Origin of the sequence: Flavobacterium croceum DSM 17960, assembly GCF_002917885.1 — a bacterium.
Classification (GTDB): Bacteria; Bacteroidota; Bacteroidia; order Flavobacteriales; family Flavobacteriaceae; genus Flavobacterium; species Flavobacterium croceum.
In genome coordinates this window covers 13,744-29,771 of sequence record NZ_PQNY01000020.1, presented here as the reverse complement: position 1 = coordinate 29,771, position 16,028 = coordinate 13,744, and the positions used below count along the sequence as shown (strand labels likewise).

The window sequence follows — 16,028 nt, the reverse complement described above, 5'->3', positions numbered from 1 at the left end:
TTACAGAGACTCTCACGGTTAGCAATCCATCTCCATTACATATTGTTAAGGGTTCGGCACTACTTGGATAACTGATGTTAAATTGACCAAAAGAGTTGATGCAAAGTAAAAAAATAGAGATTTTGAGAAGAAGTTTATAATATCTTTCCATATATTTGCTAATGAAGTGTTTGTGTGTCAATATACTAACTTATTTTGCAAATTTACATTATTTAAGATAAACATTAGTGTTTTTTATCGATTAAATAGGTTAATCATCGATTAAAAACCTTTTTTTTCGTTATTTAACATTAAAAATTAACTAACCAATATTTTAATTATGAAAAAGGAGACGAAATGTTATCAGCTTTTACTTACAGTTTCTATGCTGTTTGTGATAAATAATATAGCTTTTTCTCAATTGTATGTTTCTCCAAATAAGTCTATCTATAATAAAGGTAGTTTGTTGTATGTTGCAAAAGATATTAATTTAGACTCTGGTTCTGTACTATATCTCAGAAATGAAGGTCAATTATTGCAAGGAGGTACAGGTTCTTTTGCTAATTCGGGTACAGGTAAACTTTCTGTTTTTCAAGAAGGAACTTCTAATAATTACATTTATAATTTTTGGTGTTCTCCTGTTGGAGGCACTTCTACATCATCGGGGAATGATAAGTTTGGTATTACTATGTTGGGAGTACCTTCTAGTAATACGGCAACTAATCCAGCCAATATTTTACCAATGACAAACCATAACGGAACTTGCTCTACAGCCTCAGTTTCTATTGCACCCTATTGGATTTGGAAATATATTAATTCTGATATTTATGACTTAGATAATGGTGGTTGGATATCTGTTTTTAGCGCTACAGATATTAATGCAGGTGAAGGTTTTACTATGAAAGGAACAAGTGGTTCTGATGCTACAAATGTAGGTGAAGCCACTGTAAACAACCCTTATTCTGTTTCTCCTGTTGTAGCCTCTGCACAACGTTATGACTTTAGAGGAAGACCAAATAATGGCACTATAACCGTCCCAGTTGCCAATAACAAAATGACGCTTACAGGAAATCCTTATCCTTCTGCGTTAAATGTAAATGCTTTCCTATTAGATTCAGGAAATATAGCTTGTAATGCTACAGCCTATTATTGGGAACAAGACAAAACAATTCCTTCTCATGTACTTACAGATTATAGAGGAGGATATGGTACTTATGTTCCAGGTACACTTGCTTCAACGGGAGTGTATACTTCTGCTTACATGTATGCTTACAATGCAGATGGTACCATAAATACTAGTATTACAGCTCCGCAATCAGGTTTGGCAATAGAAAGAAAATATGCCCCTATTGGGCAGGGCTTTCTCATTAAAGGTACTAGTTTAGGTTCTAGCGTTAGTATTAAAAATGCACATAGAGAATTTTATAAAGAAGCAGGAGCTTTGTCAGAATTTTACAAAAGCACTTCAGCTACTAGTGCAACAAATACTTCTTCAATTTTATCGCACATAAAAATCAATACAACAATAAACAATCAGTCTATTAGGCAAGTTGCTCTTATTTTTGATGACAATGCCACCGATGGAGTTGATAGAGGTTTTGATGGTTTAAGTCCAGATGATGACTTATTTGCAAATGACGCTTATTTTTGGTTAAATAATCAAAACTTTGTTATTCAAGGAGTAAAGTTTAACGAAGACAAACAAGTAGCTTTTGGTATAAAAGCTTCAGGAAATACTACTTTTAAAATAAGTTTAGTAGATGTTGTGAATTTTAATGTTAATCAAAATATTTTCGTATTTGATAGTCTTACCAACATCTATCATAACTTACTAGAGAGTGATTTTGAAATTACATTACCTCAAGGTGTTTATAATGATCGTTTCAAAATTACATTTAAGAAAAACAGTAACGTTTCAAATTCTGGAGCAGAAGCTACATTGAGTATTTCTCAAAATAATAAAACTCAAATGGCAACTATTTTTAATGTGTCAGAATTAAATTTACAAAGCATAAATGTGTTTGATATTACAGGTAAAATAACATATCAAAAAGAAAGTATTGGAGACTTTTCAAGCTTCAGTTTTTCGACTTTAAATTTTTCTGAAGGGGTTTATATAATAGCTGCAGAAGATGCAAATCATAAAAAATTCACAAAAAAAATTATCGTTAAAAAATAACTTTTAGATACTTTTGTGGAAAGTTTGTTTCTTTGAATATTCTTACCCAAAAAATACTGATACCCAATCAAAACGTAGAGTTATATATTCGGCGTGAAGATTTAATACATCCGTACATATCGGGTAATAAATTCCGAAAACTAAAATACAATATTGAAGAAGCTCAAAAACGCCAAAAGAAGTCGCTTTTGTCTTTTGGTGGTGCCTATTCCAATCATATTGCTGCATTGGCTTATGCCGGAAAATTAAATGGTTTTAATACTATTGGTGTTATAAGAGGGGAAGAATTGGAAAATAATTTTTTACAAAACCCTACATTACAGTTTGCCGTATCTTGCGGTATGCAGTTGTATTTTGTTTCTAGAGATGAGTATAGAAATAAGTCCACAGCCATCAATTTAGAGAAATACCAAAATATATTTGGTGATTTTTACTTAGTTCCCGAAGGAGGAACAAATAGTTTAGCTGTAAAAGGATGTCAAGAAATTCTTACCGAAACAGATTCTAAGTACGATTTTATTTGTACGGCTGTGGGAACAGGAGGTACAATTTCTGGTTTAATAAATTCTAGCTTCAATAATCAAAAAGTACTCGGTTTTCCAGCTCTTAAAGGTGATTTTTTAGACAACGAAATAGCAAAATATGCCACCAAAACCAATTGGAAACTAATTTCAGATTATCATTTTGGAGGTTACGGAAAAGTTTCTTCCGAGTTGATAAATTTTTTAAATTTGTTTTATAAACAAAACAACATACCTTTAGACCCAGTTTATACAGGAAAAATGGTTTTTGGAATCGTTGATTTACTCTCTAAAGATTATTTTCCTAAAGGCTCAAAAATCCTCATAATTCATACCGGAGGATTACAAGGAATAACAGGTATGAATCAAACCCTCAAAGTAAAAAACTTACCTACAATTAATTATTATGTTTAAAAATTGCCCCCTATTATTAAGCATTATGATTTTAGTTGGCTGCGCTTCAAACAAGCCAGTAATTAGAACGACCAAAAGTTCTTCGGCTAAAGTCAAATCTACAACTCAAAAAACGAGTACATCAAATAGTCAAAAAGCAAACACAGCTACAAACCCAAACAATAAAAACAAAGAAATTGTTGTAAAAACCAAAACGAATTCAACAATAACTTTGCCTAAAACAGATACAGCCATCAAAACCTCTTCAAGTACAAATAAATCTACCAATAAAGTAGAGGTATTGCAAGCCACAACACGAGTAGTTGTAACACCAGATATTGTAAAAAAATATATAAACACCTATAGCCCTCAAGCCCAAAAAAATATGCAAAATTTTGGGGTTCCAGCAAGTATTACTTTAGCACAAGGCATTTTAGAGTCTGGAGCAGGTACTGGCGATTTATCTATTCAAGCCAATAATCATTTTGGAATAAAGTGTCATAAAGAATGGAAAGGTGACAGTATTTTACATGATGATGATGCAAAAAATGAATGTTTTAGAAAATATTCTTCCCCCATAGATTCTTATATAGACCATTCATTATTTTTAACATCTAGACCTTGGTATTCGGGATTGTTTAAACTATCCAAAACAGATTACAAAGCTTGGGCAAAAGGATTGAAAGATGCGGGTTATGCCACAGATTCAAAATACCCTGAAAAAATTATCGGAATTATAGAAAGATACGAGTTGTTTAAGTTCGATGATGTTAATTATAAATCTGAACCCATTTTGGTAGAGCCAATAGAAAAAAACAATTATACCGTTACTCATGAAGTAATACAAGGCGATTCATTATATTCTATTTCAAAAAAATATAATGTAAACATAGAAGATATAAAAAAAGCCAACCGTTTAGAAAACGACAATGTTAGCATTGGTCAAGTTTTATTAATAAAATAATTTTAAAAATGAATTACCAAAGAAGCAGTCAATTATTTCATGAAGCCCAACAGTTTATACCTGGCGGAGTAAATTCTCCCGTTAGAGCATTCAAAGCAGTAGGAGGAAATCCAATCTATGTTAAACAAGCTCAGGGTGCCTATCTTTATGATGAAGATGGTAACAAATATATAGATTACATCAACTCTTGGGGGCCAATGATATTAGGACATGCTTACCCATCGGTAATTAATGTAATTGTTGAAAAAGCAAAGCTAGGAACATCGTTTGGAACACCTACAGAGATGGAAACCGAAATTGCAAAATTAGCTATTTCAATGGTTCCAAATATAGATAAAATTCGTTTTGTAAGTTCGGGTACCGAAGCCTGTATGAGCGCTATAAGGCTAGCAAGAGGATATACAAAAAAAGAAAAAATCATAAAATTTTCTGGCTGTTACCACGGTCATTCAGATTCTTTTTTAATAGCCGCAGGTAGTGGCGCTAGCACATTTGGAGTTCCCAATAGTCCAGGAGTAACACAAGGTACAGCCAAAGACACGTTGTTGGCAAATTATAACGATATTGATAATGTTAAACAGCTTTTTCTAGAAAATAAAGGTGAAATAGCCGCAATTATAATAGAGCCCGTTGCAGGAAATATGGGTTGTGTGCCACCCAAAGACAACTTTTTACAAGAATTAAAAACAATTTGTATTCAAAACGAAGCACTTCTCATTTTTGATGAAGTAATGACCGGATTTAGATTGGCTAGAGGAGGCGCACAAGAATTGTACAATGTAGATGCAGATATTGTTTGCTTCGGAAAAGTTATTGGAGGCGGACTTCCAGTAGGGGCTTTTGCTGCAAGAAACGAAATTATGAATTATTTGTCGCCCATTGGGCCTGTTTACCAAGCAGGTACGCTCTCTGGAAACCCATTGGCTATGGCAGCGGGTTATGCAACACTCAAGCAACTGAATGACAACCCCAATATTTTTGAGTCTATCAATAACAAAACAGCTTATTTGCATAAAGGTATTGATCGTGTATTGCAAAAATCAGGAATAGATTTTACAATAAATAGAGTAGGCTCAATGATTTCAGTACATTTTGACAAAGCACCTGTAGTAGATTTCAATACAGCCAAAAATGGAGATAACGATACCTTCAAAAAATTCTTCCACGGCTTACTACAAGAAGGGATATATATAGCACCTTCAGCCTACGAAACATGGTTTATTACAGAAGCATTAACTTATCAAGATTTAGATTACACCATATCAGCCATAGAAAAAGTTAGTAAAACGCTCTAAAATCAAAAAAGCTAACGGTGTAAACATTATTATTTGGGCGTCCCTCAAAAAAAACCAAAAAGTAAAAGCTGAAAATACTTTTTGGTTTTTTTTGATCGGGCTATTCGCTGTATCTTTTACTCCGCAAGCTACATAAAAGGATGCCACTACTATCCCTCACGCAATCTAGGTAAAAACAAAATCGATACAAGATTGAATCTTTATCTTAATAAAAAGAACAATTTATGTTTGCAATTCAAAAATAATACTATCTTTGCACCCACTAAATGAGAGGAGGTGTCTAGATTATGTTAATAATACCAATAAAAGACGGAGAAAATATCGACAGAGCGTTAAAACGTTACAAAAGAAAATTCGACAAAACAGGAACTGTACGTCAATTAAGATCACGTCAGCAGTTTACTAAACCATCTGTTGTAAGAAGAGCTCAAATTCAAAAAGCACAATACATCCAAACATTGAGAGACTCATTAGAAGGATAGTTATTTTTGAACACAAATACCAAACCATACTTATAAAGTACTAACTTTGTATGTATGGTTTTTTTTATGCAATTAATAGAATCTTTTAAAGAATATTTAGAATTAGAAAAAAAGTATTCTCAACATACCGTTTCAGGCTACACCAAAGATGTAATTGCTTTTGTGACTTACGCCCAAGAAAATTTTGAAGTAGTAAACAGTGCCGAAATCCAATATCCAATAATTAGAAGTTGGATTATACAACTTTCCGAACGAGGTATCGATGCCGTTTCAATAAACAGAAAAGTAGCTTCGCTCAAATCTTTTTTTAAGTATTTAATGAAATGCAAGCAAATAGAAACAAATCCGTTACTGCAACACAAAGCATTAAAAACTCAAAAAAAAGTACAAATTCCGTTTTCCGAAAAAGAACTGCAAAACGTATTACAAGCACACTATTTTTCTGACACTTTTGAAGGGCTTCGAGACAAGGCTATTATAGAACTATTTTACACTACAGGTGTTAGGCGGTCAGAATTGATTTCTCTAAAAATCCATCATCTTGATTTAGAAAATCTTACTATCAAAGTATTAGGTAAAAGAAACAAAGAAAGAATAATTCCTTTACTTTCTACAACAGCTACGGTGTTAAAAAATTACATGGCAAAAAGATCAGAATTAACCGAAATACAAGACAATGATAATGTATTCTTAATGTTAAAAGGAGTTAAAATATCACAAACATTTGTGTATCGATTAATAAATTCATACCTTAGTATGGTTTCCGAAAAGACTAAAAAAAGTCCACACGTTCTTAGACATACATTTGCCACACACTTGCTTAATAATGGAGCCGATTTAAATTCTGTAAAAGAATTACTAGGGCACTCTAGCTTAGCATCAACGCAAGTGTATACTCATAGTAGTTTGGCAGAAATACAAAAAGTATACGGAAATGCTCATCCAAGAAATAAAAAAAAGTAAAAAGTTTAACACAAAAATTATTTTTTATGAAAGTAAATGTAAACGCAGTAGGATTTTCAGTAGATAGAAAACTAGTAGATTTTATACAAGTTCGACTAGAAAAATTAGAAAAATACTACGATAAAATTGTTTCATCAGAAGTTTATTTAAAAGTAGAAAACACAACCGATAAAGAAAATAAAATAGTAGAGGTAAAATTGCATGTACCAGGTGATGACTTGCTTGTAAAAAAACAATGTAAATCGTTTGAAGAAGCTGTAGAAAATGCCTCAGAAGCCTTAGAAAGATTACTTGTAAAAAGAAAAGAAAAAGTACGTGCTAATCCTTAATTAAAAAAAAATAAAAATATATTTTGTTTATTAAATAAAATGCCTACATTTGCAGTCCGTTAGAAATAGCGGACTTTTTTATTGGTTATTGCCGGTGTAGCTCAGCTGGCTAGAGCAGCTGATTTGTAATCAGCAGGTCGTGGGTTCGAGTCCCTCCATCGGCTCTTTGACGTATTGATAGAATGTTTTAAAGTAAGCGATTGCTTTGAAAATATTCTAATTTAAAGGATTGGGGAGATACTCAAGCGGCCAACGAGGGCAGACTGTAAATCTGCTGACTATGTCTTCGCAGGTTCGAATCCTGCTCTCCCCACAATTAAAGTTTGAAAGTTACGGGTTTCAAGTTTCAAGTGGTTTAACACCTGAAACTTTAAACTTGAAACAAAAAAAGCTTTACCGCCGGTGTAGCTCAGGGGTAGAGTGCTTCCTTGGTAAGGAAGAGGTCACGGGTTCAATTCCCGTCATTGGCTCAAAATTGTAAAATTTGAACACTAATATATAACTAAGATTAAAAATTAAGTAAAATGGCAAAAGAAAGTTTTAATCGTTCGAAACCGCACTTAAATATCGGTACTATCGGACACGTGGATCACGGAAAGACTACATTAACTGCTGCGATCACTAAAGTATTATCTGATGCAGGTTATTGTCAAGCAAAATCATTCGATCAGATTGATAATGCTCCAGAAGAAAAAGAAAGAGGTATTACAATTAATACATCTCACGTAGAGTATGAAACTGCTAACCGTCACTATGCGCACGTAGACTGTCCAGGTCACGCGGATTACGTTAAAAACATGGTTACTGGTGCTGCTCAAATGGATGGTGCTATCCTTGTAGTTGCTGCTACAGATGGTCCAATGCCGCAAACTCGTGAGCACATCCTTTTAGGACGTCAAGTAGGTATTCCAAGAATCGTTGTTTTCATGAACAAAGTGGATATGGTTGATGATCCAGAATTGTTAGAGCTTGTTGAAATGGAAATCAGAGATTTATTATCTTTCTACGAATATGATGGAGATAATGGTCCTGTAGTTCAAGGTTCTGCTCTAGGAGGATTAAATAACGATCCAAACTGGGTTCCTAAAATTATTGAATTAATGGATGCTGTTGATGCTTGGATTGAAGAGCCAGTGCGTGATAATGAAAAACCATTCCTAATGCCAGTTGAAGACGTGTTTACTATTACAGGTCGTGGAACTGTTGCGACAGGTCGTATTGAAACAGGAGTAGCTAATACAGGTGATCCAGTTGAAATCATTGGTATGGGAGCTGACAAATTGACTTCTACAATTACAGGGGTTGAGATGTTCCGTAAAATCCTTGATAGAGGTGAAGCTGGTGATAACGTAGGTCTTTTGTTAAGAGGTATTGACAAAGCTGATATTCGTCGTGGTATGGTAATCTGTAAACCAGGTTCAGTAAAACCACACGCTAAATTCAAAGCAGAGGTTTATATCTTGAAAAAAGAAGAAGGTGGACGTCACACTCCATTCCATAACAACTACCGTCCTCAATTCTATGTTCGTACAACAGACGTAACAGGTACTATCTCTTTACCAGCAGGTGTAGAAATGGTAATGCCAGGAGATAACTTAACAATTGATGTTACTTTATTGTCTCCAATCGCTCTTAACGTAGGTTTACGTTTTGCTATCCGTGAAGGTGGTAGAACTGTAGGAGCAGGTCAGGTAACTGAAATCGTAGACTAATTTTAGTCAAATAAATATTCTAAATCAGTGTCGTTGTAACGACGACACTGATTTTATTAACAAACGGGCGTAGTACAAGGGCTAGTATAGTGGTCTCCAAAACCATTGATGGGGGTTCGAATCCCTCCGCCCGTGCAAAAAGATAAATAAAATGTCAAAAATATTCAATTATTTTTCTGAGGCATTCCAAGAATTAAAAGTAAATGTTACTTGGCCAACTTGGGCAGAAGTGCAAAAATACACAGTTATTGTTGCGCTTTTTTCTATAGTATTTGCATTGGCTACTTGGGGTGTAGACGAACTTTGTTCTAAAACAATTGCTGCTTTTTTTAATTTAATTAAAGGTTAATTTTACCATGGCAGATACTAGTTTGAAGAAATGGTATGTTGTAAGAGCTGTTAGCGGTCAAGAAAACAAAGTTAAATCTTACATAGAAACAGAAATCACTCGACTTCATTTGGAAGATTATATTTCTCAAGTTCTTGTTCCTACAGAAAAAGTAGTTCAAGTTCGCGAGGGTAAAAAAATATCTAAAGAAAGAGTTTATTTTCCGGGTTATGTAATGGTTGAAGCTAATTTAACTGGCGAAATACCTCATATTATTAAATCTATAACAGGTGTAATTGGGTTTCTAGGTGAAACAAAAGGTGGTGATGCAGTTCCATTAAGACTTTCAGAAGTTAATAGAATGCTTGGTAAAGTAGACGAATTAGCAGTAACTATAGATACTCAAAATATACCTTTTACGATTGGCGAAGTTGTAAAAGTAATTGATGGACCATTTAATGGATTTAATGGTTCTATAGAAAAAATAAATGAAGAAAAACGAAAACTAGAAGTTATGGTGAAAATTTTCGGAAGAAAAACACCATTAGAATTAGGGTTTCTTCAAGTTGAAAAAGTATAATTTGTTACATTATTATAATCTACATCTTCTGCTTCCAACTGTAAGATGTACTAAAATTTTTTAAAATGGCTAAAGAAATTAGTAAAGTAGTTAAACTACAAGTTAAGGGAGGTGCTGCGAATCCGTCGCCACCGGTTGGACCTGCTTTGGGAGCTGCTGGGGTTAATATCATGGAGTTTTGTAAGCAGTTTAATGCTAGAACTCAAGATCAACCTGGCAAAGTATTACCGGTACAAATTACCGTTTACAAAGACAAATCATTCGATTTTGTTGTAAAAACCCCTCCTGCAGCAGTACAATTATTAGACGCTGCAAAATTAAAATCAGGATCTGGAGAGCCTAACCGTCGTAAAGTTGGTTCTGTAACTTGGGATCAAATCAAAGCTATTGCTGAAGATAAAATGGGCGACTTAAATGCGTTCACTTTAGAATCTGCGATGAGTATGGTAGCAGGAACAGCTAGATCAATGGGTATTACCGTAACTGGAGATTCTCCTATTAACTAAGGGAAAGTATGGCAAAATTAACAAAGAAACAAAAAGTTGCTGCTTCAAAAATTGAGAAGCACAAATTATATTCATTAAAAGATGCTTCTGCTTTATTAAAAGAAGTTGCTTCTGCAAAATTTGATGAATCTGTAGATATTGCTGTTCGTTTAGGAGTAGATCCTAGAAAAGCAAATCAAATGGTAAGAGGTGTAGTAACATTACCTCACGGAACAGGTAAGGATATGAGAGTATTAGCTCTTGTAACTCCAGATAAAGAAGCTGAAGCTAAAGCTGCTGGTGCAGACCACGTAGGTTTAGATGATTACCTTCAAAAAATTAAAGACGGTTGGACAGATGTAGATGTAATCATCACTATGCCTGCTGTAATGGGTAAATTAGGTCCATTAGGTCGTATTTTAGGACCTCGTGGTTTAATGCCAAACCCTAAAACAGGGACAGTTACTATGGAAGTAGGTAAAGCTGTTCAAGAAGTAAAATCTGGTAAAATAGATTTTAAAGTTGATAAAACAGGTATTGTACATGCAGGTATTGGAAGAATTTCTTTTGAAGCAGACAAACTTGTAGACAATGCTCACGAAATTATTCAAACATTAATTAAATTAAAACCAACTGCAGCTAAAGGTACTTACATCAAGTCTATACACTTGTCTAGTACTATGAGTCCAGCAATTGCTTTAGATCCTAAAGCAGTATAATTTGGTAGTTAAAGTATTTTATTATGACTAGAGAAGAAAAATCAATCGCAATAGAAAATATAACTGCAAAATTAGCCGAGTCTAATGTGGTTTATATTGCTGATACTTCAGGATTGGATGCAGAAACAACATCAAATTTAAGAAGAGCTTGTTTTAAAGCAGGTATCAAAATGGAAGTTGTTAAAAACACATTGTTAGAAAAAGCAATGGAAGCTTCAGACAACGATTATGGTGATTTATCATCTGTATTAAAAGGTAACTCTTCTTTGATGATAGCAACAGTAGCTAACGCTCCTGCAAAAATTATTAAAGACTTTAGAAAAAAATCAGACAAACCAGTTTTTAAAGGTGCTTTTATTAACAATGAAATTTACATTGGAGATAACCTATTAGACAGTTTAGCTGCTCTTAAATCTAAAGAAGAAGTTATTGGAGAAATCATCGGATTACTACAATCGCCTGCTAAACGTATAATTTCTGCATTACTTAATAATGCTGAAAGCAAAGGTGAAGCAGCAGAATAACAGAACGCACTTAATAAATAAAATAAATTAAAAAACATTTTAAACGATAGAAAAATGGCAGATTTGAAACAATTCGCAGAACAATTAGTTAATCTAACAGTAAAAGAGGTTAACGAATTAGCAACAATATTAAAAGATGAGTATGGTATCGAGCCAGCTGCTGCTGCTGTAGTAGTTGCTGCAGGTGGAGGTGAAGCTGCTGCTGAAGAGCAAACAGAATTCACTGTAGTATTGAAAGATGCTGGTGCTTCTAAACTTGGAGTTGTAAAAGCAGTTAAAGAATTAACTGGTCTTGGACTTAAAGAAGCAAAAGATATTGTTGATGGTGCTCCATCAAACATCAAAGAAGGTGTTTCTAAAGCAGAAGCTGAAGGTTTGAAAAAAGCTTTAGAAGAAGCAGGAGCTGTAGTAGAGTTAAAATAATTCTGATATAGTTTTAGAACTAGGTTTAGGTCTTAAGCAAAGCGCTTAATGACCTAAACCATTTTTCGTATAAGAAATTTATATAATTTTTATTAAACGAGAATAAATACAAAAATGTAATCTTAACGAAGACAAAAAATAAACAAACTTTCCTGGTTTATTTTTAAAGATGTAAGGTTGCTTAAATATAAGGAAGTAGAAATAAACAGTGTTTTTACACAAATAAATTACTTTTTTTAAATCAAAATTTTGTCCATTGATGATAACAAATCAGACTGAAAGATTGAATTTTGCCTCTACAAAAAACATTCCTAACTATCCAGACTTTTTGGATGTTCAGGTAAAGTCTTTTAAAGATTTTTTCCAATTAGAAACAAAATCTGACGAAAGAGGCAACGAAGGTTTATACAACACCTTCATGGAAAACTTTCCAATTACTGATACAAGAAATCAATTTGTATTGGAGTTCCTTGATTATTTTGTAGATCCGCCAAGATATACTATACAAGAATGTATAGAAAGAGGTTTAACGTATAGCGTACCTCTAAAAGCGCGACTAAAATTGTACTGTACAGACCCAGAGCACGAAGATTTTGAAACTATCGTTCAAGATGTATATTTAGGAACTATTCCTTATATGACACCTAGCGGTACTTTCGTGATTAATGGTGCCGAGCGTGTTGTAGTATCGCAATTGCATCGATCTCCAGGTGTTTTCTTCGGACAGTCTTTCCATGCCAATGGTACAAAATTGTACTCTGCTCGTGTAATTCCTTTTAAAGGTTCTTGGATAGAGTTTGCAACCGATATCAATAACGTGATGTATGCGTATATTGATAGAAAGAAAAAATTACCCGTTACTACTCTTTTTAGAGCTATAGGTTTTGAAAGAGATAAAGATATACTTGAAATTTTTGACCTTGCCGAAGAAATTAAAGTTTCTAAAACAGGTTTAAAAAAATATGTAGGTAGAAAGCTTGCTGCTCGTGTATTAAATACTTGGCATGAAGATTTCGTAGATGAAGATACTGGAGAAGTAGTATCTATTGAGCGTAACGAAATTATTTTAGATCGTGATACAATATTAGATAAAGATAATGTAGAAGAAATCTTAGAAGCTGATGTAAAATCAATTTTATTACATAAAGAAGATAACAATCAGGCAGATTTTGCTATTATTCACAATACTTTACAAAAAGACCCTACAAACTCTGAAAAAGAAGCTGTAGAGCATATTTATAGACAATTGCGTAATGCAGAACCACCAGATGAGGAAACAGCTCGTGGTATTATAGATAAATTATTCTTTTCAGACCAAAGATACAACCTTGGTGATGTAGGTCGTTATAGAATGAACAAAAAGTTGAACTTGGATATCCCTATGGATAAACAAGTATTAACAAAAGAAGATATTATTACCATTGTAAAATACTTAATCGAGTTAATCAACTCTAAAGCAGAGATTGATGATATCGACCACTTATCAAACCGTCGTGTAAGAACTGTTGGAGAACAACTTTCTCAACAATTTGGTGTAGGTTTGGCTCGTATGGCTCGTACTATTCGTGAGCGTATGAACGTTCGTGATAACGAAGTATTTACCCCAATCGATTTGATTAATGCAAAGACTTTGTCTTCGGTAATCAACTCATTTTTTGGAACCAATCAGCTATCTCAATTTATGGATCAAACCAATCCATTAGCCGAGATTACACACAAAAGAAGATTATCTGCACTTGGACCTGGAGGTTTATCGAGAGAAAGAGCAGGATTTGAGGTGCGAGACGTTCACTATACACACTATGGTCGTTTATGTCCAATTGAAACTCCTGAAGGACCAAACATCGGACTTATTTCTTCTCTAGGTGTATTTGCAAAAGTAAACAGCATGGGATTCATTGAAACACCATACCGCAAAGTGGTTGATGGTAAAGTAGATTTAGTTTCCACGCCAATTTATCTTAGTGCAGAAGAAGAAGAAGGTAAATTGATTGCACAAGCAAATATTGAAATGAATAACGACGGAACAATAACTGCCGAAAAAGTTATTGCTCGTGAAGAAGGAGATTTCCCTGTAGTTGAACCAAACGTAGTACATTATACAGACGTTGCTCCAAATCAAATTGCTTCAATTTCTGCATCATTAATTCCGTTCTTAGAGCATGATGATGCAAACCGTGCGTTGATGGGATCAAACATGATGCGTCAAGCCGTTCCTTTATTAAAACCAGAAGCACCAATCGTGGGTACTGGATTAGAGCGACAAATAGCTTCAGATTCTAGAGTATTAATTAATGCTGAAGGAGATGGAGTTGTAGAATATGTTGATGCAAACAAAATTACCATCAAATACGATCGTACAGAAGAAGAGCGTATGGTAAGTTTTGATCCAGATGAGAAAACATATCAATTAATCAAATTTAGAAAAACCAACCAAAGTACTTGTATTAACTTAAAACCTATTGTAAGAAAAGGCGATAGAGTGGTAAAAGGACAAGTATTATGCGAAGGTTATGCTACTCAAAATGGAGAACTTGCTATAGGTAGAAACCTTAAAGTAGCATTCATGCCTTGGAAAGGGTATAACTTTGAGGATGCGATTGTAATTTCTGAAAAAGTAGTTCGTGATGATATATTTACCTCTATCCATATAGATGATTATTCATTAGAAGTACGTGATACTAAATTAGGTAACGAAGAATTAACCAACGATATACCAAACGTTTCAGAAGAAGCTACCAAAGATTTGGATGAAAACGGTATGATTCGTATTGGTGCAGAAGTAAAACCAGGTGATATTCTAATAGGAAAAATTACACCAAAAGGAGAGTCAGATCCTACACCTGAAGAAAAATTATTAAGAGCTATTTTTGGAGATAAAGCTGGAGACGTAAAAGATGCTTCATTAAAAGCGTCGCCTTCTTTACACGGAGTAGTATTAGATAAAAAATTGTTTGCAAGAGCCGTAAAAGACAAACGCAAACGTTCTAAAGATAAAGATGATTTAACATCTTTAGAAATGGAATTTGAAACGAAGTTTGTAGAATTAAAAGACAAACTTATCGATAAATTATTTGCTATTATAGACGGTAAGACCTCTCAAGGTGTTATGAATGATTTAGGCGAAGAAGTATTACCAAAAGGTAAAAAATATACCAAAAAAATGCTTCAAAGTGTAGAAGATTTCGCTCACCTTACCAAAGGACAATGGGTAGCCGATGATGAAACAAATAGATTGGTAAACGATTTGATTCATAATTACAAAATCAAATTAAACGACCTTCAAGGAGCTTTACGTAGAGAAAAATTCACCATTACTGTAGGAGACGAACTTCCAGCAGGAATTTTAAAATTAGCCAAAGTATATATTGCTAAAAAACGTAAGCTAAAAGTAGGAGATAAAATGGCAGGACGTCACGGAAATAAAGGTATTGTTGCCCGTATAGTTCGCGATGAAGATATGCCATTCCTAGAAGACGGAACGCCAGTAGATATTGTATTAAATCCGCTAGGGGTACCATCTCGTATGAACATTGGTCAGATATATGAAACCGTATTAGGTTGGGCAGGACAAAAACTAAGCAAGAAATTTGCTACTCCAATTTTTGACGGAGCTTCATTAGACCAAATTAATGAATTAACAGACGAAGCAGGAGTACCACGTTTTGGACATACTTATTTATACGATGGTGGAACAGGAGAGCGTTTCCATCAACCAGCAACAGTTGGTGTTATCTATATGCTGAAACTAGGTCACATGGTTGATGATAAAATGCACGCACGTTCTATAGGTCCATACTCATTAATTACACAACAACCATTGGGTGGTAAAGCTCAATTTGGAGGTCAGCGTTTTGGAGAGATGGAGGTTTGGGCACTTGAAGCTTATGGTGCATCAAGTACACTACGAGAAATATTAACAGTAAAATCTGATGACGTAATTGGTAGAGCCAAAACATACGAAGCTATTGTTAAAGGCGAAATCATGCCAGAACCTGGATTGCCAGAATCGTTCAACGTATTAATGCACGAATTAAAAGGTCTTGGATTAGACATTCGATTGGAAGAATAATTCTTAAGTCAAAAGTCAAAAGTCAAAAGTCTACAAAGGCTTTCGACTTTCGACATTCGACATTCGACTAAAATCATTGA

15 protein-coding genes and 4 tRNA genes are annotated in these 16,028 nt (G+C 34.0%); all 19 read left to right on the top strand.

What is annotated here, in order from left to right; genetic code table 11:
- Positions 1–319 precede the first annotated feature (319 nt).
- The 19 genes from Q361_RS12035 to rpoB all read left to right on the top strand — a co-directional run bounded on the left by Q361_RS12035 (position 320) and on the right by rpoB (position 15,948).
- Positions 320–2,158: a T9SS type A sorting domain-containing protein gene (locus Q361_RS12035; protein ID WP_103726978.1), complete on the top strand. Its 1,839-nt coding sequence runs from the start codon at positions 320–322 to the stop codon at positions 2,156–2,158.
- A 32-nt stretch (positions 2,159–2,190) separates the two neighbouring features.
- Positions 2,191–3,093, top strand: a complete 903-nt coding sequence (locus Q361_RS12030) for a 1-aminocyclopropane-1-carboxylate deaminase/D-cysteine desulfhydrase (RefSeq protein ID WP_103726977.1) — start codon at positions 2,191–2,193, stop codon at positions 3,091–3,093.
- The gene (locus Q361_RS12025; RefSeq protein WP_103726976.1) at positions 3,086–4,036 is read left to right on the top strand and encodes a glucosaminidase domain-containing protein; all 951 of its coding nucleotides are present in this window, start codon (positions 3,086–3,088) and stop codon (positions 4,034–4,036) included. Before Q361_RS12030 ends, Q361_RS12025 begins: the two co-directional genes overlap by 8 nt.
- An 8-nt stretch (positions 4,037–4,044) precedes the next feature.
- Positions 4,045–5,331, top strand: coding sequence for a glutamate-1-semialdehyde 2,1-aminomutase (hemL, locus tag Q361_RS12020; RefSeq protein ID WP_103726975.1), 1,287 nt, complete (start codon positions 4,045–4,047; stop codon positions 5,329–5,331).
- Between the two features lie 287 nt (positions 5,332–5,618).
- Complete coding sequence (gene rpsU / locus Q361_RS12015; RefSeq protein ID WP_103726974.1) at positions 5,619–5,813, top strand: 30S ribosomal protein S21; 195 nt, start codon at positions 5,619–5,621, stop codon at positions 5,811–5,813.
- A 54-nt stretch (positions 5,814–5,867) separates the two neighbouring features.
- Positions 5,868–6,776 carry a tyrosine-type recombinase/integrase gene (locus tag Q361_RS12010; protein ID WP_146047022.1) on the top strand — a complete coding sequence of 303 codons (909 nt, stop codon included), beginning with the start codon at positions 5,868–5,870 and terminating at the stop codon, positions 6,774–6,776.
- A gap of 26 nt (positions 6,777–6,802) precedes the next feature.
- The gene (gene hpf / locus Q361_RS12005; RefSeq protein WP_103726973.1) at positions 6,803–7,105 is read left to right on the top strand and encodes a ribosome hibernation-promoting factor, HPF/YfiA family; all 303 of its coding nucleotides are present in this window, start codon (positions 6,803–6,805) and stop codon (positions 7,103–7,105) included.
- Between the two features lie 90 nt (positions 7,106–7,195).
- Positions 7,196–7,269, top strand: a tRNA-Thr gene (locus Q361_RS12000).
- A 67-nt stretch (positions 7,270–7,336) separates the two neighbouring features.
- Positions 7,337–7,418 (top strand) — tRNA-Tyr (locus tag Q361_RS11995).
- Between the two features lie 85 nt (positions 7,419–7,503).
- Positions 7,504–7,575 (top strand) — tRNA-Thr (locus tag Q361_RS11990).
- A 54-nt stretch (positions 7,576–7,629) separates the two neighbouring features.
- Positions 7,630–8,817: an elongation factor Tu gene (tuf, locus tag Q361_RS11985; protein ID WP_103726972.1), complete on the top strand. Its 1,188-nt coding sequence runs from the start codon at positions 7,630–7,632 to the stop codon at positions 8,815–8,817.
- Positions 8,818–8,880: 63 nt separating this feature from the next.
- Positions 8,881–8,952, top strand: a tRNA-Trp gene (locus Q361_RS11980).
- 16 nt (positions 8,953–8,968) lie between these two features.
- A complete protein-coding gene (gene secE, locus Q361_RS11975) occupies positions 8,969–9,166 on the top strand; it encodes a preprotein translocase subunit SecE (RefSeq protein ID WP_103726971.1) in 198 nt (65 codons plus the stop codon).
- Between the two features lie 7 nt (positions 9,167–9,173).
- Positions 9,174–9,725: a transcription termination/antitermination protein NusG gene (nusG, locus tag Q361_RS11970; RefSeq protein ID WP_103726970.1), complete on the top strand. Its 552-nt coding sequence runs from the start codon at positions 9,174–9,176 to the stop codon at positions 9,723–9,725.
- Positions 9,726–9,790: 65 nt separating this feature from the next.
- On the top strand, positions 9,791–10,231 hold the full coding sequence (gene rplK, locus Q361_RS11965; RefSeq protein ID WP_103726969.1) for a 50S ribosomal protein L11: 441 nt from the start codon (positions 9,791–9,793) through the stop codon (positions 10,229–10,231).
- Positions 10,232–10,239: 8 nt separating this feature from the next.
- Positions 10,240–10,929, top strand: coding sequence for a 50S ribosomal protein L1 (rplA, locus tag Q361_RS11960; RefSeq protein ID WP_103726968.1), 690 nt, complete (start codon positions 10,240–10,242; stop codon positions 10,927–10,929).
- 23 nt (positions 10,930–10,952) lie between these two features.
- Positions 10,953–11,453: a 50S ribosomal protein L10 gene (gene rplJ, locus Q361_RS11955; RefSeq protein WP_103726967.1), complete on the top strand. Its 501-nt coding sequence runs from the start codon at positions 10,953–10,955 to the stop codon at positions 11,451–11,453.
- A gap of 54 nt (positions 11,454–11,507) precedes the next feature.
- Positions 11,508–11,876, top strand: a complete 369-nt coding sequence (gene rplL, locus Q361_RS11950; protein WP_103726966.1) for a 50S ribosomal protein L7/L12 — start codon at positions 11,508–11,510, stop codon at positions 11,874–11,876.
- Positions 11,877–12,135: 259 nt separating this feature from the next.
- Positions 12,136–15,948 carry a DNA-directed RNA polymerase subunit beta gene (gene rpoB / locus Q361_RS11945; RefSeq protein WP_103726965.1) on the top strand — a complete coding sequence of 1,271 codons (3,813 nt, stop codon included), beginning with the start codon at positions 12,136–12,138 and terminating at the stop codon, positions 15,946–15,948.
- Positions 15,949–16,028 lie beyond the last annotated feature (80 nt).

What these genes read in the sequence shown, in the direction of transcription:
- hemL (WP_103726975.1), top strand. Translation starts at nt 4,045, where the DNA reads ATGAATTACCAAAGAAGCAGTCAATTATTTCATGAAGCCCAACAGTTT.
- rplJ (WP_103726967.1), top strand. Translation starts at nt 10,953, where the DNA reads ATGACTAGAGAAGAAAAATCAATCGCAATAGAAAATATAACTGCAAAA.
- rpsU (WP_103726974.1), top strand. Translation starts at nt 5,619, where the DNA reads ATGTTAATAATACCAATAAAAGACGGAGAAAATATCGACAGAGCGTTA.
- Q361_RS12035 (WP_103726978.1), top strand. Translation starts at nt 320, where the DNA reads ATGAAAAAGGAGACGAAATGTTATCAGCTTTTACTTACAGTTTCTATG.
- Q361_RS12025 (WP_103726976.1), top strand. Translation starts at nt 3,086, where the DNA reads ATGTTTAAAAATTGCCCCCTATTATTAAGCATTATGATTTTAGTTGGC.
- rplL (WP_103726966.1), top strand. Translation starts at nt 11,508, where the DNA reads ATGGCAGATTTGAAACAATTCGCAGAACAATTAGTTAATCTAACAGTA.
- tuf (WP_103726972.1), top strand. Translation starts at nt 7,630, where the DNA reads ATGGCAAAAGAAAGTTTTAATCGTTCGAAACCGCACTTAAATATCGGT.
- hpf (WP_103726973.1), top strand. Translation starts at nt 6,803, where the DNA reads ATGAAAGTAAATGTAAACGCAGTAGGATTTTCAGTAGATAGAAAACTA.
- Q361_RS12010 (WP_146047022.1), top strand. Translation starts at nt 5,868, where the DNA reads ATGGTTTTTTTTATGCAATTAATAGAATCTTTTAAAGAATATTTAGAA.
- nusG (WP_103726970.1), top strand. Translation starts at nt 9,174, where the DNA reads ATGGCAGATACTAGTTTGAAGAAATGGTATGTTGTAAGAGCTGTTAGC.
- rplK (WP_103726969.1), top strand. Translation starts at nt 9,791, where the DNA reads ATGGCTAAAGAAATTAGTAAAGTAGTTAAACTACAAGTTAAGGGAGGT.
- secE (WP_103726971.1), top strand. Translation starts at nt 8,969, where the DNA reads ATGTCAAAAATATTCAATTATTTTTCTGAGGCATTCCAAGAATTAAAA.
- rpoB (WP_103726965.1), top strand. Translation starts at nt 12,136, where the DNA reads ATGATAACAAATCAGACTGAAAGATTGAATTTTGCCTCTACAAAAAAC.
- rplA (WP_103726968.1), top strand. Translation starts at nt 10,240, where the DNA reads ATGGCAAAATTAACAAAGAAACAAAAAGTTGCTGCTTCAAAAATTGAG.